The sequence below is a fragment of the Allomuricauda sp. NFXS6 genome, assembly GCF_040148835.1.
In the GTDB taxonomy this organism is placed as follows: Bacteria; Bacteroidota; Bacteroidia; order Flavobacteriales; family Flavobacteriaceae; genus Flagellimonas.
In genome coordinates this window covers 177872-199740 of record NZ_JAGEMG010000009.1, presented here as the reverse complement: position 1 = coordinate 199740, position 21869 = coordinate 177872, and the positions used below count along the sequence as shown (strand labels likewise).

Here is a 21869-nt window from a genome sequence, read left to right as displayed (position 1 = left end):
TCTAATGAGAACTTGGAACCTGTTTTTGCCGTCGGGCAGGCAAGTTCAGGTTGACGAAAGTTTTGTTTATAATAAAACCAGATAATCAAAAAAAATTTAAAAGGGTATTAGCCCCTCATTTTTCTGTAAATAAAGTAAAATAGCCCCGCCACAAGCACATAGGGTATGGCCATTAGGTAAACAATACCGTTGTTTATGGCTTCAGCGGTCTTTCCATCAGATTCACTTTCCACTACTGCGCGGCACATGGCGCACTGCGCTTCCGATACCGCTGGAAACACCAATAAAATGACTAAAATAATTAACAATTTTGTCTTCATAGGTCATTAATATGGATAGTAGGGTGAAATCATTAGATAGACCAAAACCCCTGTTACAGCGACGTACAGCCATATTGGAAAGGTGTATTTGGCCCATTGTCTGTGAGCCTCAAAATCATCGAGATACACTTTTGAATAAGTGATGAGCACCAAAGGAATCACAGAAATAGACAACACAATGTGCGTCATCAAAATAAAATAGTAAATAATTTTAATAGGACCCTCCCCGCCAAAAACAGTCGTTTCCGATGTCATATGATAGGCTACGTACATCACCAAAAACAACGCTGACAACACGATATTAGTCAACATTAATCTTTGGTGAAGGCGTTGCCTTCCATTTTTGATGGCCACTACGGCAATAACCAATAAGATTGCAGTCAAACCATTGATTCCTGCGTAAATGGGCGGTAAAAACGACAGCGGTTTTGCATTTGGAATTTTATATCCAAACAATAGAGCAACCACTAGTGGTACTGCTATTGAAATGACGGTAATCAATCTATTATACCGTTTTTCCTTTAATGTAATTTCCTCGGTCATTCTGCCAATAATTTTTTAATGTCCTCTTTTAAAATGGTAATCTGTTGGCTTTCCCCATCTGAATTCACTTCCTGTTCTTCTGTAATAGTACCTCGATAATAGATCAAAGGATTGCCAAATTCATCTTCACGGGAACGAATATATCCATTTTTATCAACCAATGCGAACATACCGGAATGCTCAAAACCTCCTGGAGCATCATCGTTTTCATTGGTGAATATGTAAAAGCCTTGTTGGGCCAATTCGTAAATCTTTTCTTGATCTCCGGTCAACAAATGCCAATCCGCATCCGTGATTCCATATTTTTTGGCGTACTCCGTTAAAACAGATGGCGTATCATATCTAGGGTTGATGGTAAAGGATGCAACTCCAAAATCCCCATCATCTTTAAAGGTATCTTGCAAGTCCACCAGGTTTTTGGTCATTATCGGGCAAATGGTGGGGCAAGTAGTAAAGAAGAACTCCACTACGTAGACCTTGCCCTTATAATCTTCATTGGTGACCAATACGCTGTCTTGATTGTAAAAAGAGAAGTCGGGCACCTTTCGCTTTTCCCCTTGGTTGACCACGAAGCCCACCTCAGTATTTTTGGCATCCATGCTCATACGATCTTTTTCCACCACCGTTCCGCTTTTTACGCGCTTGGTAATTTCGTAAACGGCAAAAATCCCAAAAATCAGAATGATTGCAGACACCCAAATATAGGTGTGTTTTCTCTTGTTATTTGCTCCTGTCGGCATTGTTCTTTTTTAAGGCCAAGCGATACTCTGCCAAGATTATCTTGACATCGTCCACCATTTTATTGTTAAGTTCCGCTACGGACGAGGTGTCAAATCCATATTTCAGACCTTCATCGTCATCATCTGTTCTACCTCTAAGGGCAAGATCCTTATCAATTATAAATACAAAGGGTGTGGACAAATCGTTGTCCAGATCAATATTGGATTTTAAGGACGTGAACAATGTTTTGATTTCTTCCTCGGAACCATAAACAAAGTGCCATTTATCCACATTGGAGAGCTTACCCAGCTCGTTTTTTAATTCTTCAACTTGCCCCTGTTTACCCTGTGGGACCACCATAACCATTTGAAAGTCATTAAACTCACCGAATCTTTTGTAAATTTTTTGATTAAGGTTGAAAGCATTGCCTTGCATGGCTTCCACATTATTCCCAAAAAAACCTAGTATGGTAATCTTGTTTTTCAACTGGACATTGGTGTCCATTTTGGAAATACCGGAGATACTTTTGGTAAGTATGGGCAAACGTCCAAAATTATTTACCCCGGATGCAAAAAATAAGTAAACCACCACCGGTAGTATAAAAAGGACGGCTAATACGATTTTCTTTTTCATAGTGTTTCAACCCTACAAAAATAAAAAAAGACGGTTGGAAAACCGCCTTTTTAACTTGTTAAATACTTTCTTAAAAGTCCCAGGTTATAAACCCATCGCTGAAAACGCTGTATATATAATCTGCTTCGAAAAGCAATATAAATATCAAATAACAGATCAAGAATATGGGGGTCCACACTATTACCCTTCTCAACGGGGTTTTTTCATCCCTAAGGTGCATAAAGTCCCACGCAATGTAATAGGCCTTCACCAAGGTTAAAATGATAAAAATCCAGTTGAGCAATTTCATGCCCAAAAAGTAACTTTGGGTAAGCGCCTTTGGTTTAATGATACCCAATGCGACCTCAATTGCGGTTACAATGGTCAAGAAAAGAAGTACTCCCCAAATTTTTTGAGTGTTCGACTTAAATTTTACAAGTCCTCTGAAAATCTCAAGTTTATGTTCGTGTGCCATTTATAATCAATGTTTTTATACCAAATAAAAGAATGTAAATACAAATACCCATACCAAATCCACAAAGTGCCAGTAGAGTCCAACTTTTTCTACCATCTCATAGTGGCCTCTGCGCTCGTAAGTACCGAGAATCACGTTAAAGAAAATGATAACGTTGATCATCACCCCGGAAAATACGTGGAATCCGTGAAAACCTGTTATAAAGAAAAAGAAATCGGCAAATAATCGATGTCCGTATTCGTTATGTATAAGGTTGGCCCCTTCCACTACTTGGTTGGCTTCCAAAATTTTCGCCAAGGACTCTTTACGGTCCAAAAGGGTCTTTTCGCCTTCTTCGTTAAGTTGCTCGGTACGAATAAGGATATTTGGTGTTGCTTTGAACCCTTCAACAACTTCGTTCAAGGAGTAAGAGGTTTTGTAACCTTCTCCTTCAAACCAAATACCTTGATTTGACTGGTGTTTTACTCGTTCTTCCGGTAAGGTTTCTGCAAAATCGGCCAAAGCTGCTCTCTCTCCTGTTTCGGCATTTACAAATTGAAGTATTCTGCCTGAGTTTGTTTCCAACGCCCCGTAATCACCTTTTATAAAAGTTGCCCATTCCCAAGCCTGTGAACCAACGAAAATGGCTCCACCGATAATGGTTAGGAACATATAAAGAATAACGCTTTTCTGTTTCATTTTATGACCTGCATCCACCGCCAACACCATGGTCACGGAGGACATAATCAAAATAAAGGTCATAAAGGCCACATAGTACATGGGATAATTTCCATGGAAAAAGGGTACGTGGGTAAATACCTCATCGGCAATTGGCCAAAGTTCAATAAACTTAAATCTTGAGAAACCATATGCTACCAAAAAACCAGAAAAGGTCAAGGCATCTGATATGATAAAAAACCACATCATCAATTTTCCATAGCTAGCGCCAAGAGGTCTATTTCCACCTCCCCAAACGCTGTCTTCTGTACCGGTACTTACCGTTGAATCCATATAAAAGGTCGTTTTATTAAAACTTTCACAAATTTACATTTTTTGATGTATTGTAAAAGACAAACTTGAATGAAAACTGCTCCAATCAAATTTTATTTCACGAAATACATAAATAGAATTAGATATACCCAAAGAAAATCCAAGAAATGCCAGAATGTGGCTCCTAGTTCCATCCCCAACATATTTTCCGGGGTATATTTTTTTCTGATCTGCTGAACCAGAACCACTAAAAGCGATATTAAGCCTGCCACTACGTGTGCAATATGAACGGCAGCAATCAAAAATACGTAGGACATTTTTATATTACTAGTGGGACCGGTAAAATAATAGCCATTCTCCAACATTTGGGAAAAGCCCACAAACTGAAGTGATATAAAGGTAATGCCCAAGACTAGGGTAACCAGCAAAAATACAGTCCCCATCTTTTGATTGTCCTTTGCCACCGCCTTTTTTGCAATTAAATAGGTGATGCTGCTCAAAATTATTATGGCGGTACTCAAAAAGAAAGCACTGGGCAATTCCAGATCACTTACCCAATCTTCCCTCTTACTACTTACAATGTAGGCACTGGTCCAACCGGCAAAGCCCATGATCAAACTCACAATACCGAACCAGAGCATCATCTTTTTTGCTCTTTTGTTCTTTTCTTCCGTTGTTCCCTGGGTTAAATCCATTTTAGCTAATAAACTTATCTATTACGTATACTATTTGAATCAATGATATATAGGTGACACTTGCCAACATCAACTTTCTTGCCGATGCATTGTCCCTGTTTTCATATAATTTGAATGCAAAAAACAACATGACCAACCCGGACAACAATACAATTACTGCCGCCGGTATGGAAAGATGCAATCTTCCTGTAAAACCAAAGACTGGAATTATGGAGATAACGATCATCCAAATGGTATATAAAATAATTTGCAATGCGGTGCCCTTGTCCTTTTTACCCGTAGGCAACATTTTGAAGCCTGCTTGTTTGTAGTCCTCGTCCAACATCCAGCCCAAAGCCCAAAAATGGGGGAACTGCCAAAAAAACTGAATCATGAACAAAGTTCCTGGCTCTATGCCAAAATCATCGGTTGCCGCTACCCAACCCAACATAAAGGGAATCGCTCCCGGAAAAGCCCCAACAAACACCGCGAGCGGCGACTTTGTTTTTAAAGGTGTGTAAACACTAGTGTACAAAAAAATTGATATGGCCCCGAACATAGCGGTTTTGGGACTTAGCGCCAATAGCGATAAAATTCCAAGCACCGTTAACGTCACTGCAACCATCATTGCGGTTTTCACGGACATTCTTCCCGAGGGAATCGGTCTGTTTCGGGTACGCTTCATCAAAGCATCCAGATCCTTTTCGATAATCTGATTGTAAGCGTTGGATGCCCCAACCATACAATACCCCCCGAACATCAACAACAACAGAGAAACTATATCAACTTGGTAGGCGCCCAAAAAATACCCTGCAATGGAAGAAAAAACCACGCTAACAGCCAATCTGGCCTTTGTAATCTCCTTAAAGTCAGAAAATAGCAAGGAAATGGTATTGTTTTTTACGGAACCTACGGCAGACTTCATCCACATCTATATTGGCTGGCAAAGATAACGCCAGCGCGTATCTTTTGCAACCAAAGCTAAAGTTTTATGATTCTTGGGGTTAAATCCACAAAAAAAGCCCGAATGAAATTTCATTCGGGCTTTTCTCATTCCTGCCTCGACAGGAATTTATATAACTTCTACTGCAACTTAAATGTAATTGGAATACTAAAAGGCACTTTTACTGGTCTACCCCTTTGCTTTCCTGGAGTCATTTTAGGTAATTTTTCAATAATACGCAAAGCCTCTGCTTCCAAATTTTTGTCGGGTCCGCGCATTCTAATGTTACCGATACTTCCATCTTTTTGGATAACAAAAATAACGCTTACCCTACCTTGAACACCCATTTCTTGTGCGATTTCAGGATAGCGGAAGTTTCTTCGAATATGGTCTTGCATTTTCTCTTGGAAACATGCTTTTTTATCGCTGGCTCCCTCACAACCTGGAAACACTGGAACATCCTCGATTACAGCAAACGGTACAGATATGTCTTCTTCCACCTCTTCTACTTCAACTTCCTCGATTTCGATAACCTCTTCCTCTTGGCTGGTTTCCGTAGACTCGATAATCGTCTCTTCAACTTCTTCTTCATCCTCCACAACCTCGATTACTTCGGGGGCAGCAGGTGGTGGCGGTGGTGGCGGAGTTTTAATTTGCTCGGTCATTGGCACTTCTTCGTCCAATTGATCTTCAACATTCATAGAAATGTCATAATCATTCGCCTTGTCATATTTTTTCCACTCCATGGCACCGTAGACCAATGCCAAAACAGCAGCCAATCCTATAACAAAATATAGTGTACTGTTTCTTCCTACGTCTGCTTTCGGGTTCTTTTTTGGTTCCATCCTTTTTCTCCTTTTCTAAATTTAGTGTTTGCTAATTTAATTATTAATTGGTTAAATAAACAATTAAAATTTCCATTTTAACGGGTTTTTCTTGGAAAAAACCCACCGAATCAGTGCAATTCCTGTAATTGCTCCTGAAGTATTCGCCAAAACATCGCCAAATTCGGCCATACGGTCCGTAGTGACCGTATATTGCAATAGCTCTATAAGTATACCATATAATATAGCAAAAAACAAGATGTAAATCAAGGTTTTGCCCAACCCTAGGTTTCCCGAGGTTCTTTCCCGTAAACTTAAGCATCCTATAAAACTGAACACCATATAAAATATAAAATGGGTGATTTTATCGGCATACGGAATATTTAAGTTTCCTGTATCCAAATCCATACTTGAGAAAGAAAATAAGCTGAGTATTGTAATTAACACCACCCAGCTTACAAATAATAAGGTGTATTTGTTTTTTCTAAGCACCAACCAATGCCTTGTAGTCGTCGGCACTCATAAGGTCATCAACCTCAGAGGGTTCGCTTATTTTAATTTTCACCATCCAGCCATCACCGTAAGGATCGGAATTCACTTTTTCGGGCTCTTCTTCCAAAGCTTCATTGAACTCTACGATTTCCCCACTTAATGGCAAAAACAAATCGGAAACGGTTTTTACGGCTTCAACCGTTCCGAAAACTTCTTCTTTATCCAATGTTTCGTCCAAAGTCTCCACTTCAACGTAAACGATATCACCAAGTTCGCTTTGTGCGAAATCCGTAATTCCTACGGTTGCGATATCTCCATCTATTTTGACCCATTCATGGTCTTTAGTATACTTTAATTCTGATGGTATGTTCATTATTCACTGTTTGAATTAGTCGATGGACAAATGTAACAGATTGCGGAAAGCTTTTCAAAGAAACTTTACGACAAAATTAAAGAAAAACGAATAAGCCTATAAACTAGTTTCCAAAGTTGTACCGCAAGGTAAAGCCCGCATTGATGGTTGTTTGCGGAAATGCTGTGGAAACCGCGAACTCCGAAAAGGAATGATCATAGAAGAACAATGCGTTCAAACTTTTGCTAAGGGCATAATCGGCCGTGAACTTGATGGACATTAATCTTTGACCGGAAGTAATCTGATTATTGTCAATGTCCAAATTACGGATGATGGTTATGTTATCTCTTAGAGAAAGGTCTGCTTTAAGATTTAAATCTCCTTTTAATCTTGTCTTTTCCCCTCCGATATTGGTCACAAACTTGACATCCTTGAAACGATAACCTAGTCCCAAGGTATACTCATTGCCATTGATTTCGGTCAAAAGATTGTTGTCAAAACTCAAGGATAAGGTTCTACTGGTCCGTACTTCGGCCAAGAAGCTAAAAGAGTTCTGCATTTCAAAATCCACTCGCATCAACGGACTGAATTCATCCGTAAGCACCACATTGTTGATGAGTGTTGCAGGGAGCAAATCCCCGGTTTCAGGGTCAACGGTGGTATTCTGACGCTCCAAATTGGTCTGAAACGAGTTCACACTGTAGGCGGCACGATAGCCATGACTCAATGAAAAGCGTTTGAATTTCTCTTTGAACCATCTACTCTTCATCAAACCTGTGTATTTGATATTCCAGTTCGGAATAGGAATTTCGCGGAAGGCATCCATATTTACACGCTCCACATCCTGCCCGGTATAAGCGGCGAAGAACGCGGGAAGCAACACATCTTGCTGTGTTTTCCCATAACGTTCTGGAAAACCGTCCTCATCCAATTCTCCGGGAGCTTCACCTCTATCGGACACCAATCTGTTGGCTATGGTGATCCTATTTTGTTTGAACTGCTCAAAGGTCTCGGAATCGAACTCATCACTTTTATTGAAAACGGTTCCGATCATCACCGTGGAAATACTAAAATTCCCCATCTCATTGATCAATCCAGGCTGCCCATTCATCCATTCCTCGGGACTGTAACTTTCTCGCAAGGAGTTCATATAGTTCCTATCAGCATTCAAATCTATCGTCAAATCTTGCGTAGGTTGTGCCGTTGCGGTAATGTTAAGCTGTTTGTTGGTGTTTTGCATATATTGGTTGCTGTACTCTGGATAATCGGTCAGCCATCCTCTACGTGCCGCTTCAAAACGCACATCGGCCTGGCTTCCGAACACAAAGCCCAAGGTTGGCCGCATCGTGCCGATAAATCCAACCGACTGGGTGTATCCGGGCAATACGGTTCCATTGTTTTCACTATAGTTAACATTCACCCGCTTCACCATGGTCAATATATCCACCATAGTGTTAAACCCTTTACTGGTCTTCCTTGGTCCATCAGCATCTTCACCATTGGCAGGATTGCCTGCTTTGTCCCTTCGAACAGCAGCCTGGTTTGCGGTTACCTTGCCATCTCTCTTTTTCAAACCAACAAGGTCGTAAAAGCGTTGCATGCTCATATTGGCGGTTAGACTATGGGTGTTGGCGTTCTGTACCGTATTGATGTTCTCCCCGGCCACTTCAAAAAGGGCATCTCCCCCACGCTGCCAATCAAAATTACTGGTGTAGCTGTACTGTGCATTTATAAAACTGAGGAAGGGTATTTTACCAAAGGGCAGTTCGTAATTCAACTGCATTTGTTGTGCATGCCGGTTGGGCTCTCCAAAATCAAAAAAGCCATCCCAAAGATCAAGAGTTTGATCGATTCCAGAGTCTTGGTCATCGTCCACATTGAAATAATTACGGACAATGTTATTGTTGGACCCTGTCAAATTTAACCGTAACGATTTTGTAATGCTGTAATTAAGGGCGTATTGCCAATTAAAAAGATAGTTCCGTTGCTGCAACAAGGGCAATTCCAAGGCATCCACACCGGGCTCCAATACATCCCTAAATCTTTGTTGATTAAAGGAACGATTGTAATTGGCGTTGACAGAAAGGCTTGTGGGCAGGGCATTAAAGTTCAAATCTTTCAACCATTGCCAATATTTACCAGTAAGCATGGAATCTTTCTTGGCAAAAGGTGCCACCGGTGCAGGTTTAAAGTTATGGTTGTAAACGAACCCAGTGGAAACGTTCTGGTCCCTCAGCTCGGCCACTTCAAAATCCCTGTGATTAGTTTCGTTATAGGAATAATTGAAGGTGAAGTTTTCGACATCGAAGAAATTTTCCTCGGCTTCATCCCCCCTGTTTTTTCGTACTCCTATTAAATTGATACTTGTGCGTTTGGTATAATCCTCTGCCTGTTCCTGTATCGTCTCGGCTTCTTCGGCTGTTGCCGCTGCAGCAATTCTGTCATCCAATCGTAAATCATCGTAAACAGGATCGAACTCTGGGGTAATAAGGGTTTCCGAAATTCCATAGTTGAACGGTAGCTGAAGGTTCCATTTTTTTGGAAACAATTGGCCTACATTTACATTGGTCACTACATCATACGAAATAGCATCTTCCAAAGAACGTTCTGTTGGACTCTGATCTATAGATCCAAAACCGGATGTACTTCTATTCCCCGTCGCGGTCACATTGGCAAAATCGGCCATATTCGCGTCCAAAGCGGCGGTAGCTGCCCAACCGCCGTTATTTTCCAAACCTGCCAATCGTAATTCGTTGAACCATACTTCGCCGCGGGCTGGAATGTCATCAATATTTTTAATTCCGACCATTGCGCCGCGTATACTTCCCAAGGAAGGGTTACCTCGAATCCCTATTCGAACCCTGCCCAAAGTGCGCGGAGCAAATTCGTCCACAAGAACAGCTTCCCCATCTATAATTTCATAATAATTGATATCGTTCAAAGTCTGATCTGATATTCCTTTGGATTTTACTTTGTTCAAATCGTTTAAGGCAATATCTATCTCGTTTACATCGGGCCAAACCTCTTCGGGAGATGATGCGCCGAAAGAAGTGAATTGAAGTGGCAGCTCTATCTGATAAAAGTTTTCGGAGAAATCGGTACCAATTCTAAGGAAACCCACCAAAGGCGTGTCGTTATCCGAATAATCCGTATTGAATATTTTTTCGGCATGCATGAACATTTTAATGCGTTCGTACTGACGCACATCAATATTCACATTTTTAAAAACTCCCCTGGCATCCTCAGACTCTAAATTTTCCACCACAAAGGACAAAGATTGTTCGTTCTGACGGATAATGGTGTTGTTGTTGTTCAATTGTTCCCGTACCACTCCTGGGGGCAACACATAAGGAATGGGCTGTCTTCCATAATTTTCTTCAATATTTACCGTGTTGACGTCCACAACGGTTGCATCATCCGAAGGATCGTTATCCACATCGGGCTGTAAAGAGTTGGTGTACGTTCTCCAATCTCCACGCACCAAATCCAAGGTGGCAAAACGTAGCACAACATCGTCCGAGAACCCGGTAAGGTACATACGCATAAAACTAATGGACCTAAAGTCGGAAATTCCACCAACGGCATCAGTAAAATCGCTCAATGGTATTTTATACTGGATCCATCGTCTATTCAGTTGGGTTCCATTGGGCAAGGTTGGCGTCTGCCCTTCACGGATATCCGTCACATATTGATCATCAATAGTGGTATTGGGTTTTATTTGGATACGGTATTCGTAATAACTGTTTACCGTATTCATGGTCAAATCCCTATCAATATCCTCAACATCGGGCAAGGTCGTGGAGCCCCTATTGGTGTTTGTCACGGAAACGGGTGAATTTCCTTGGGTGTTGTTAAAATCAAAATAACGCTCCAAGATGCCACCCTCCCTGTTCAGGTAGTATTGGTAATTATCCAAAGCTGGGTCTTCTGCCGGTCCATTATAAATGGCCGCTTCCGCAGCATCATCATATCCGTCCAATCCAAGATCTTGTGCGGTCCTATTTGCTTCATCGGCATCAAATGCATACACCAAGGACTGTGTAGAAGGCACTTGCCCCCATGGGGTTTCCCTTGGCACTTCGTTATTGGTACTGGCAGGCAATCCGTTTTCATATTGCTTTCTACCATCTTTTAAAATGTCTTCGGAAATGTTGCCCAAGTTGAATACAAGTTCCCCAGCGTTACCATCGGTTGTTTCACCATCGATATAAGGATCCAACACCCAAAACTGAACAAACTCTACATTGGATTGTTCAAAATTTGTACTGCTCAATGGTCGCATAATTCCACCCCACTTGGCATCCGGGGCTTCTGTTTCAAAACTTGGGTTGGCGTTGTAGGGTCCTTTATCGTTTGGATAATACACAATATCCAATGTGCTTTGTACTTGTGTTTGACCTTGTGCAATATCTGTTTCCGTAAAGACCTCATCAATAAAAACCCTACGGGTGGAGTTCAGGGAAATATCGTTGTCCGACATTCCCGATGGCCGCTGATTGGTATAAAAAATAGGGTCGATAGTGTACCAAGCCATTTTTGCGCGCTCGTAGCCTATATCAATCCCTGTTCTATCGTTTAAAAATTCCAACGGCGGGCTTGCCAAGGTCCACCCCAAAGAGGAACGAATATCAATCAAGGCCTGAGCGCCCTCAAAATCATCCAAATAGGTAGTGGTTTCACCTCTAAAATCCGCATTTTTTGGTGAATTGGGTTTCAAGAACGCCACTTCGCCACGTAATGATAGGTTGGACGGAACATCGGTATCAATGTTCGGCAGCTTGTTCGCAAGCCGGGTCAAAAAAGGGATTTCCGTACTAAAGTTTCCGTTCAGTCCAAAAATAGTGTTGTTAACGGGTTCTATCCCGTAATTTGATTTTTGGGTCAGCGGTCGCTCATTTAAATTGAGAAACGTACCGCCCAAAACAAATTTTTCATTGAATTGATGCTCCACATTTACCCCCGCAAATCTTCTGGTCTGTTGTCCGAACACCGCATTGTTCTCCACGGATATATTGATAGGGGTATTGGATGCTTCCAAACTGGGGTCAAGTAGCTGAACAGTTCCTGCTTGATAGTTCACGGTGTAATCGATACCTTCTTGCAACTGACGACCGCCTGCCGTAACCGTTACGGAACCTTGTGGCACATTGAAAGCCCCAATAGGAATCCCGTTATTGGACTGCGAGGTATACTTTCCTTTAATTTGAAAACGGTTTTTTTCCGCATCTTGCAAGGAGGCCGCCTTGGTCTTTGCGTACATATTACGGAACACATAGCGCGCTTGGTTAGGGTTGTAACCCTGATCGTTGTCCACATCATAGGTACCTCCGCCTAAAACGTCAAAAAGATATTCCCCAAAGGGTTCAACTTTTGTAAAGATGATTCGACCTGATTGGGAATCGACCGTAATTCCTTCCACATAATCAAAAAATCCATCCCCGCCAGGCTGCACATCATTATAGGTGTTCAGTCTGTCCAGATTAAAAACATTGAGCAATATCTGGTCCTGTAACCCTTCGGGCCAACCTGCATTGGGGTCCACTGGTGTAATATAGTTTCGTGGTGTTGGGTCGGAATAGAGTATGTTCAGTTTAAAATCCTCTTGGTTCAATTGATAGGCCCCCGTGGAATAGATGTTTTTCATCATCAAATCCCAAATAGGATCTTGAACATTGGTAATGTTACTTTTCAATAATTTTAAAACCAATGCATTGTTCTCTACAAAGTTGTTGTTGGCGGAAACCGTTGTGGCATCCACACTGCCATTGGCAAACTCTCCAACCTGATACACTTCTCCATTAAAGGTGTACTGAAATGCCACCCCCAAAACCTCATCGTTGCTTAAGCTCTGACTCAAAGAGATATACCCTAATTGAGAATCAAATTCATAATCTCTTCCCGCCTCTAGTTTCCTGGCATTCTCTAAAATAGCGTAGTCAAAACCTTGATTTACGGTATACCCAGGAATATTGAAACCAGATTCCACCGTTGCAATATCACGGATGGCCGGTGTTAGTGCACCACTCCCAATTTGATTGGGGTCGTAGGCATTGGCACTGTTCTGAGGAAGTCCTGTTGCCACAGCTTGTGCATTAAAAAAACCTGCCGGGTCTCCATTGTTGACACCGATACGAGTATTGTCGGAGATGCCTTCACCCAAATCCTGGATGGCGACAACATTTCTAACGTTTTGGGTTATCTGGCTTCGGTTAGTAACCCAAACTTCCAAACGTGTAATTTGCACCTGGGTTTGGATAAAAGGATAAAACTCCAGTGCACGATCGTAGTTATCGCGGAAATAATGTGCCAAGAAAAAGTGTCTATCCTCATCATAATCCAAAGCTGTTAAAGAGAATTCACTAACGGTGCCACCTCCTTGGGCGACTACGGTATTGTTTTGCGAACGCTGTTCGGAAAAAACGGCGGTCACCGAGGTTTTTCCAAACTGAAGCTGTGTTTTTACCCCGAACAAACTTTGTGCCCCCGTTATCAAAGAGCTATTGAGCGGCATGCTTACGTTACCTACTTCAATTTTTTGAATGATATCATCCTCGGTCGGGGTGTAGTCCAGTTTTACCAGGTTCTGGAAGTCGAATGTGGCTTCGGTATCATAATTCGCCGTTACTTGAAGACGCTCTCCTACTTTCCCCAATAAACTCAAACTGATACGTTGATCAAAATCAAAGGAAAGATTGGTTCTGTTTCTGGGTGAAAGTGCGGGATTGTCGTTCTTCTGCCATAAAATCCCCAAATCCATCGCTACCGAACCTTGTGGGATCACCTCAATAGTGTTCCCGCCAAAAATGGTCTCAAAAAAGTTACTGTTTACGTAAAAATTGGGCAAAAGATTTTTTCTGGCTTCCTCACTCCCCGCCTTCTTCCCAGCATAGGCATCAGCCTTTTGCTTAAAATAAGCTTTCATTTGTTCCTTTTCGACCAGGTCGTAGTATTGTTCTGGAGTAAGAATTACAGGGTAATTGACATTGAAGTCGCCAATGCTTTCCGTGTAAACGTATGTGTTGGTTTTTGGGTCGTAGGTGTATTTTGCAACAATGCTATCGGGATTTTCCAAGATAAGGCGGCCAAGCTCAACTCCCGTTTTCACAGAATCTTGAGCCTGTTCGTTGGTTTCCTGCGCCATCAGGTTGGAAATGGACAGTAAACAAACAACAAAGAAGATGTACTTAAAACGTGCTCGTTTAAGTATTGGTTTTGCCCCTTTTTTCAAACTAGTTACAAATTTTTCAGCGCCTGTTTTATAATGTTCTCTACGCTTAACGAAGTGTCTTGGGAAAGTACCTTGTCCACCACCTTTTCAGATTGCTTTCTGGTAAAACCAAGAACCTCTAAAGCAGATAACGCTTCTTCTTTATTTGTATTGTTTGATTGTTGTGAAACTTCGCCTATGTCGTAGACTTTTAAAATCTTGTCCTTCAAGTCCAAGATTACTCGCTGCGCTGTTTTGGCCCCAATCCCTTTCACAGACTGGATTGTGGGCACATCGCCATTGGCTATGGCATCCCTTACATCTGATGGTGAAAGCGAGGATAACATGGTACGCGCCGTACTGGCACCGACCCCTGAAACCGAGATCAATAAACGGAACACTTCGCGCTCCGCTCGCTCCGCAAATCCGAACAGGGTATGGGAGTCTTCCTTGACCAATAAATCGGTATAAATAAATATATTTTCCTCATCCGTAAGCAGGGAAAAAGTGTGCAGTGAAATATTTAAAAAATACCCCACCCCATTGCATTCCACAATGGCATATGTTGGATTTTTCTCTACTAGTTTTCCTCTTAAATGGGTAATCATTTTTAATCGATTTGATTTTGATCAATCCCTTTGCATTTTGGCTATTTTCCTTTTCTCCCGTTCTTGGGCGTCTATAACGGCAACGGCAGCCATATTTACCATTTCGTCCACGCTGGCACCCAACTGTAAAATGTGGGCGGCACGGGTCAGCCCTACCATTATTGGCCCAATGGAATCCGCGTTGTTAAGGCCTTTCAAAAGTTTATAGGTGATATTGGCCGATTCCAAGTTCGGAAAAACCAAGGTATTCACTTTTTTACCCGATATTTTGGAGAACGGGAAGTTGTTGTTGCTCAATTCAGGGTCCAATGCAAAATCGGTCTGAATCTCCCCATCGACCACCAAATCGGGGTTTCTTTCGTGCAAGATTCTAACTGCCTCTTTCACTTTTCTCGCATTCGGATGACTTGATGAGCCAAAGTTGGCATACGAAAGCAGTGCCATTACCGGATTAAAACCAAAGGTTTTGGCCACATTGGCCGTCATCTGGGCAATTTCCGCCAACTCCTCGGCATTGGGATCAATATTAATGGAGGTATCCGCCAAAAATAGGGGGCCTCTATCCGTAATCATAATATTGACGGTGCTTGCGTTTTGTACATTTTTGGCTCTTCCCAAAACTTCAAAAACAGGGCGAAGCACCTTGGGGTACGATCTTGAGTATCCGGAAATCATACCATCGGCATCGCCTTCCTTGAGCATCATGGAACCAAAATAATTCCGTTTGCCCATATTCACCCTTGCACTGTACTTGGTCTCACCCTTTCGTTTTCTGAGTTCCCAAAGTTTCAATGCGTATTTGGTTCTCATTTCGCTAAACTCATCGGAACGGGGGTCTATAATGGGCACCTCGGCATCAAATTCGAGTTCTTCCTTTAAATTTTCTATGGTTTCCTTGTTCCCCAAAAGTATAGGGATTGCGATTCCTTCATCATGAACAATTTGGGCGGCCTTCATTACATCCAACAGTTCGGCTTCCGCAAAAACAATACGTTTGGGGTTTACCTTTGCCCTGTTGTGGAGCAAACGGACAACTTTGTTGTCGTTCCCGGATCTTTGGTAAAGTTCCTCCTCATATTTTGCCCAATCCTGTATGGGGAACTTTGCCACCCCGCTTTCCATGGCAGCTTTGGCCACAGCAGGTGGAATTTTGGCTATCAAACGGGGATCAAAAGGTTTTGGAATGATATAATTTCTGCCAAACGTCAGTCTAGTGGCATCGTAGGCAATGTTCACCTGCTCGGGAACCGGCTCTCGTGTTAGATCGGCCAAGGCCCTTACCGCGGCCATCTTCATTTCCTCATTGATCTTGGTGGCTCGCACATCCAAAGCTCCTCTAAATATAAAAGGGAAGCCCAACACATTGTTTACTTGGTTGGGATGATCGGAACGGCCGGTTGCCATGATGACATCCTCCCTTGTTTTGCAGGCTAAATTGTATTCAATCTCTGGATTTGGATTAGCCATCGCGAAAACAATGGGGTTTTTGGCCATGGAATTCAACATCTCCGGTGACACAATGTCGGCAATAGACAATCCAATGAATACATCAGCGTCTTTCATAGCCTCATCCAAGGTATCAATCTTTCGATCGGTGGCGAACTCTTTTTTCTCCGCGCTCAAACTTTCCCTGTCGCTTCGGATTACTCCCTTGCTATCCAGCATTACAATATGCTCTGCCAATGCACCAAAGGCCTTGTAGAGTTTTGTACAGGAGACGGCCGCTGCGCCCGCTCCGCTCACCACAATTTTGACCTCCTCTATTTTTTTCTCGGCAATTTCCAAAGCATTCAACAAAGCGGCCGCGGAAATAATTGCGGTCCCATGCTGATCATCGTGCATAACGGGAATGTCCAGTTCCTCCTTTAACCTGCGTTCTATCTCAAAAGCCTCGGGAGCCTTAATATCTTCTAAATTGATACCTCCAAAAGTAGGCGCAATGGTCTTAACCGTCTCGATGAACCTATCCACATCTTTAGTGTCCAGTTCAATATCCATTCCATCGATATCGGCAAAAATCTTGAAAAGCAAACTCTTCCCTTCCATAACAGGTTTAGAGGCCTCTGGACCTATATCACCCAAGCCAAGTACTGCTGTTCCATTGGAAATTACAGCAACAAGGTTTCCTTTTGCGGTGTATTTGTACACATCATCCTTGTTCTTTTCAATCTCCAAACACGGTTCTGCTACCCCTGGAGAATAGGCCAATGCCAAATCCCTTTGCGTGGAATACGGTTTTGTTGGAACAATTTTGATTTTACCTGGTTGTGGTTTTGCGTGGTAGAGTAACGCTTCCCGTCTTTGCTTTTCCTTGCTCATATAGTCGAAAATGAATTGGTAAAGTTAGGACATTCATTGGTTTTATCTTAAGATCCAATGAATCAATTTAACCATGACCGCAACTAAAAACAAAGAATTGCCCAACCTTTTGCTTTCGCATCCATTAGGAATCCAAGGGATACTCTTTTTTCGCTTTTTTCACATTAAGTCGCATGGCCAAAATAGCGGCTATCGCAAAAAACACGGCAGCAAATAACATCGCATTGACCGAATTGGAGCCCAAGAGATTTTTAAAGATGGGTCCAAATGTGAGTGTTTCAATTCCCATGGGAATCACGATCATCATATTCAATATGCCCATATATACGCCCCTTCGTTCCTGTGGGACCACCTTGGAAACCATACTGTAAGGAATCCCCATCATCGCCGCCCATCCTATTCCAAAAAGTACCATAGGGAAAAGTACGTAGATAGGGTCTTGAATATAGGGAATGGTAAACAGTGCCGCTGCTGTGCCCAACAAGCTCAATGCATACACTTTTTTACCTCCAAATCGCATGGTCAACGGAACAAGGACCAAGGCGACAACCGCAGTAACAATATTGTATGTGGTACTCATTTTTGCTGCTTGTGCTGCGGCCTCAGAAGTATCATAGCCTAACGAAACCCTGAACAAGGGTGTAATAAATTGCCAGTACACAAAAAGTGCATACCATTGAAACAAATACACTGCGGACAACTTCCACATAAATTTGGGCATGTCTTTTACGGCATGGGCTATCTCCACGAAGGGTACTTTGAAACGCTCAATAAACGGGAGCGCTTTATGCTTGTTGATTTCGGCCAACTCCGCATCCGTAGGTGGAATTTCAGGAGTTTTTAAAACAGACCATAAAATGGTGGCTATGGAAAGAAACGACCCAATAAAAAAGGAATAATACAACCATTTTGGAACTGTCCCCTCAACCTCTTGACCTCCACCGAACCAATCCTGAAACAAAAAAATAGAAGCATTGGCCAAAAGAATCCCCGCACCTACAAATAAACTCTGCATCTGATACCCCATACTGAACTGTGATTCGGGCAATTTATCGCCAACAAACGCTCGGTAAGGTTCCATGGCCATATTGTTGCCCACGTCCAAAATCCACAATAAACCTACTGCAAACCAAAGGGCTGGACTTAAAGGAAAGGCAAACAGACATATACTGCCCATTAAGGCACCTATTAAAAAGAAGGGTTTTCTTCTTCCCCATCTCGGGGACCAGGTTTTATCAGATATGGCGCCAATAATCGGTTGCACTATCAATCCGGTTATGGGGCCTGCTATATTTAAAATGGGCAATATTTCTTCTTCCGCGCCCAAAAAGAGGAATATGGGATTAATGGCGCTTTGTTGTAGTCCAAAACTATATTGGATTCCAAGAAACCCAACGTTCATATTAAAAATTTGCCAAAAACTTAATTTGGGTTTTTTAATCTTAATCATGTTGTCTGTTTAGCTGGTCATCAATATTGATGTAGAAAAAATAGGAATCTTTCAAAAAGATGGTTCAATATAGTGTTTTTTCTTTTTGACCAAGACAAACAAACCGAATGAATCTTTACAAGAAACTTATTCTTTTAAGAAATTGACATTTCGTCGAAGCCCTGATAGCTTTGTCCTTTTTACGGCTGATTTCTTAAATATCTTTTTGAAGACATCTTCCGTAATTTCTTCCCAATCTTTTTTGTTGAAAGACAACAACTCTGGATGTGGATTAAAAAGAGGTTCGCTATGCGATTTGGAAAAACGGTTCCAAGGACATACATCTTGGCACACGTCACAACCGAACATCCATTCGTCCAGTTTTCCATCAAATTCAGAAGGGATTTCATTCTTCAGCTCAATGGTTAAATACGAAATACATTTGCTGCCATCCACCACGTAGGGTTGCACAATGGCCTCGGTTGGACAAGCATCAATACAAGCGGTGCAAGTACCGCAATGGTCGGTCACAGGTGTATCGTACTCAAGGTCCAAATCCACGATGAGTTCGGCTATAAAATAAAAAGAGCCTACTTGCTGGGTAAGGAGGTTGCTGTGTTTTCCCATCCAGCCCAATCCGCTCTTGGCAGCCCAAGCCTTATCCAAAACAGGGGCAGAATCCACAAAAGCCCTTCCGTGAACCTCGCCTATTTCTTCTTGAATAAAGTGGAACAAACTTTTGAGTTTGTCCTTTATCACAAAGTGATAATCCATACCGTAGGCATATTTGGAAATTTGATAGGAATCTGGATTTTGCTCTTCGGATGGGTAATAATTCAGCAATAGGGAAATAACGGATTTGGAGCCTTCGACCAACTTGGTAGGGTCCAACCGTTTGTCGAAATGGTTTTCCATGTACTGCATTTCGCCATGCATGTTTTGGTTGAGCCACTTTTCCAGTCGGGGTGCTTCTTCTTCCAAGAATTCCGCTTTGGATACACCACACGACAAAAAACCGAGGCGCTTAGCTTCGGTTTTTATTAGATTAGTATGCTTTTGCTTAGAACCCATCTGTCATGCTGAGCGCAGTCGAAGCGCTTATTTTTTCAACGATTGATATTTAAAGTGCGTTGCATTTCTGCATTCCGATAAAATCTTCAACATATCGTAATCCCCATTTATCAAAGCTAGCTTTTTTGCCCTAGTCCACCACTTGATTTTTTTCTCAAAATAAATAGCCTGTAAAACATCATTGAACTCTTGTTGAAACTTTAATGTCAGGGGTCTCCTTTTATAGGTATAGCAATACTTATCAATTCCATGCTGATGTTGGGCAAGTCGAATGGCAATATTGTTTGTGATTCCAGTATAATATGAGCCATCACAACATTTTAGTATATAAACGTGGTAGGTGTACATGGGAAACCAAATATAGGGCTTTATCTGCTCATGGCTTCGACTGCGCTCAGCCTGACAAAGAAAAACCGAGGCGCTTGGCTTCGGTTTATATGAGTTCTGTATTTTTTTCCTTATTGTACATTTCCTTGTCTATGCAAGGAACGAAATTAACAGATCGGAATCAATTGGCAGTTTTTGGACCAATAACCGATCCTATTTCCATAATCGAAGTAACGGGAAACCCTGCATCTTTTGCGTGTTGATTGATCAGTTCCGGAGTTGTCGCCCTGTACAAACAATATACTTTATTATCCATCACATAACTGTTCACCCATTCTATATCCGTCATTGTTTCAAGAACAGAACAGGACTTTTTGGAAATTCCTTCGAGTTCTTCTTGGTTGAGTTGTCCAGCATTAGGAATATCCCTCTCGATCAAATAGGTTTTTAATTCTTGCTTTGTTTTGGCCTCTTGGGCTTGACCTGAAATTGAACAGAACATCATTACCATTACAATTGCTGCCATTGCTTTTACATCTTTCATAGTTTTAGAATTTTAAATTACACTCCAAAACTACTGATGCCCCGACTGCAGGACTAAAACAAACAAGTTTTAAAATGTAAAAAATGGTTCAAAATGACTCAAGTTGTTTAACATAAGACAGTGGTGCCATACCGAAACGTTCCTGAAAACATTTAGTGAAATATGAAGGGCTTGTAAAACCAACATCGTAGGAGGTCTGCATGATATTTCTTTCCGTTTTTAACAAGTTCAAGGATTTGAGCAATCTGTGTTCCCTGAAAAGTTCGTTAGGCGACATACCAATAACCTGAGTGCATTTACGGTACAGTTTGGACTTGCTCATTGCCATTTTTTGACAGAAATCCGAAATGCCACAATTCGGGTTCTTTAGGTTTTCATTTAGTAAGTCCATCATATTCAAAAGAAAGCTCTCGTCTTCGACCTTGATAGTCTTAACCTTTTCCCCTTGCGAATTCCCATCAATGTCACTCTTATATATTTCAGCAACAAGGGAAGATAAGAACATTGGCCCACCGCTTTTGATATTGCACAGGTATTTCGCCATTTTAACCGTATCGCCGAACAACACATCACTTTTATCCACTGGCATCCCTGCATGCATTCCTATTTTTAGCTGTATTAATTCCCCAGCCACATGTAGTCTTTTTTGAATGGACTTTGCGCAATCAACAGCTTGGGTCACAGAAACAAAAGAAGTAATAAAACCTTGTGCTTCCGACTCTACCTCCCGCCCCTCGAACCGTTGTTGCGCTTCCCTGTAAATCTCTCGATAAAGCGAGAACAGCTGTTCTGCCCTTTCCCTCCCAAATTGCTCTTGGAGCAATACAGGGTTCATGGTCTGGGAAACCAAAATAATCCTAAAAGCAGGATCGTTGAATATCTTAAGGTTGGGGTCATCGGCATCATAGAATCCTTCGGGGTCATTTATTCTTCCCAAGAAGGCCTCGACCACATTGCTGTTTACTTGAACAATTTCATGGGGAACCAAACCATGCGACCTTCTGTGCATTTCCTCCACGGCCTCTTTATTGGGTGCATCTATCAAACAAAAAGCGGAACCATTTTCTTCATCCACCCAATAGGTCATGCACCTGCAACCATATTCTTCCTGAATCAGCAAATCCTCACAATGAGCCTTGGCAGCATGTTTAGCTTCAATTCCCGGTACAATATGTCGGTCCATGTATATGGGCATATATTTCAACTCTCTAGTACAAATAATTCATTATTGATGTTAAACCATTAATAAACAGAACAATATAGTTTCAAAATATAAAATTTGATTCAAAAAATAGCAAAATTGGTTCATTATCAACACCTTCCAATAACCCCATAGGTACCACAGTGTTTATAAATAAACCACTATGGATTTGAAATCCATAGTATTAAAGAAAAGAATAAAATTCTTTGCCATCTGGTATCAGGTCCTCCCTTGATCCC

Annotated in this window: 19 protein-coding genes; all 19 read right to left on the bottom strand. The window is 41.8% G+C overall.

Annotated elements, in window-relative coordinates; all coding sequences use genetic code 11:
• Positions 1–107: 107 nt before the first annotated feature.
• Positions 108–320 carry a CAMCR motif-containing small membrane protein gene (locus tag J4E06_RS14250; RefSeq protein WP_349524631.1) on the bottom strand — a complete coding sequence of 71 codons (213 nt, stop codon included), beginning with the start codon at positions 318–320 and terminating at the stop codon, positions 108–110.
• Between the two features lie 6 nt (positions 321–326).
• Entirely contained in the window at positions 327–863 is a 537-nt protein-coding gene (locus J4E06_RS14245; RefSeq protein ID WP_349524630.1) for a DUF420 domain-containing protein, read from the bottom strand.
• Complete coding sequence (locus J4E06_RS14240) at positions 860–1603, bottom strand: SCO family protein (RefSeq protein WP_349524629.1); 744 nt, start codon at positions 1601–1603, stop codon at positions 860–862. The genes J4E06_RS14245 and J4E06_RS14240 overlap by 4 nt, the downstream gene beginning before the upstream one ends.
• Positions 1584–2216, bottom strand: a complete 633-nt coding sequence (locus J4E06_RS14235) for a hypothetical protein (RefSeq protein WP_349524628.1) — start codon at positions 2214–2216, stop codon at positions 1584–1586. Before J4E06_RS14235 ends, J4E06_RS14240 begins: the two co-directional genes overlap by 20 nt.
• Before the next feature lie 70 nt (positions 2217–2286).
• Positions 2287–2670: a cytochrome C oxidase subunit IV family protein gene (locus tag J4E06_RS14230; protein WP_349524627.1), complete on the bottom strand. Its 384-nt coding sequence runs from the start codon at positions 2668–2670 to the stop codon at positions 2287–2289.
• 15 nt (positions 2671–2685) lie between these two features.
• Entirely contained in the window at positions 2686–3660 is a 975-nt protein-coding gene (locus J4E06_RS14225) for a cytochrome c oxidase subunit 3 (RefSeq protein ID WP_349524626.1), read from the bottom strand.
• Positions 3661–3752: 92 nt separating this feature from the next.
• The gene (locus J4E06_RS14220) at positions 3753–4334 is read right to left on the bottom strand and encodes a cytochrome c oxidase subunit 3 (protein ID WP_349524625.1); all 582 of its coding nucleotides are present in this window, start codon (positions 4332–4334) and stop codon (positions 3753–3755) included.
• Between the two features lies 1 nt (position 4335).
• Entirely contained in the window at positions 4336–5238 is a 903-nt protein-coding gene (gene cyoE / locus J4E06_RS14215; RefSeq protein ID WP_349524624.1) for a heme o synthase, read from the bottom strand.
• A gap of 158 nt (positions 5239–5396) precedes the next feature.
• On the bottom strand, positions 5397–6101 hold the full coding sequence (locus tag J4E06_RS14210; RefSeq protein WP_349524623.1) for an energy transducer TonB: 705 nt from the start codon (positions 6099–6101) through the stop codon (positions 5397–5399).
• A gap of 63 nt (positions 6102–6164) precedes the next feature.
• Positions 6165–6488, bottom strand: a complete 324-nt coding sequence (locus tag J4E06_RS14205) for a VanZ family protein (RefSeq protein ID WP_502877352.1) — start codon at positions 6486–6488, stop codon at positions 6165–6167.
• Positions 6489–6564: 76 nt separating this feature from the next.
• Entirely contained in the window at positions 6565–6945 is a 381-nt protein-coding gene (gcvH, locus tag J4E06_RS14200) for a glycine cleavage system protein GcvH (protein WP_349524622.1), read from the bottom strand.
• 103 nt (positions 6946–7048) lie between these two features.
• Positions 7049–14152, bottom strand: a complete 7104-nt coding sequence (gene sov / locus J4E06_RS14195) for a T9SS outer membrane translocon Sov/SprA (protein ID WP_349524621.1) — start codon at positions 14150–14152, stop codon at positions 7049–7051.
• A gap of 5 nt (positions 14153–14157) precedes the next feature.
• Complete coding sequence (ruvA, locus tag J4E06_RS14190; protein WP_349524619.1) at positions 14158–14739, bottom strand: Holliday junction branch migration protein RuvA; 582 nt, start codon at positions 14737–14739, stop codon at positions 14158–14160.
• Between the two features lie 21 nt (positions 14740–14760).
• Positions 14761–17058 carry an NADP-dependent malic enzyme gene (locus J4E06_RS14185; RefSeq protein WP_349524618.1) on the bottom strand — a complete coding sequence of 766 codons (2298 nt, stop codon included), beginning with the start codon at positions 17056–17058 and terminating at the stop codon, positions 14761–14763.
• A gap of 124 nt (positions 17059–17182) precedes the next feature.
• Positions 17183–18508: an MFS transporter gene (locus J4E06_RS14180; RefSeq protein ID WP_502877351.1), complete on the bottom strand. Its 1326-nt coding sequence runs from the start codon at positions 18506–18508 to the stop codon at positions 17183–17185.
• A gap of 126 nt (positions 18509–18634) precedes the next feature.
• On the bottom strand, positions 18635–19558 hold the full coding sequence (queG, locus tag J4E06_RS14175; protein WP_349524617.1) for a tRNA epoxyqueuosine(34) reductase QueG: 924 nt from the start codon (positions 19556–19558) through the stop codon (positions 18635–18637).
• A gap of 27 nt (positions 19559–19585) precedes the next feature.
• Entirely contained in the window at positions 19586–19906 is a 321-nt protein-coding gene (locus J4E06_RS14170; protein ID WP_349524616.1) for a GIY-YIG nuclease family protein, read from the bottom strand.
• A 160-nt stretch (positions 19907–20066) separates the two neighbouring features.
• Positions 20067–20429 (bottom strand): DUF4242 domain-containing protein, encoded by a 363-nt coding sequence (locus J4E06_RS14165; RefSeq protein WP_349524615.1) that lies wholly within the window; start codon positions 20427–20429, stop codon positions 20067–20069.
• Between the two features lie 88 nt (positions 20430–20517).
• Positions 20518–21624 (bottom strand): nickel-binding protein, encoded by a 1107-nt coding sequence (locus J4E06_RS14160; RefSeq protein WP_349524614.1) that lies wholly within the window; start codon positions 21622–21624, stop codon positions 20518–20520.
• Between the last annotated feature and the right edge of the window lie 245 nt (positions 21625–21869).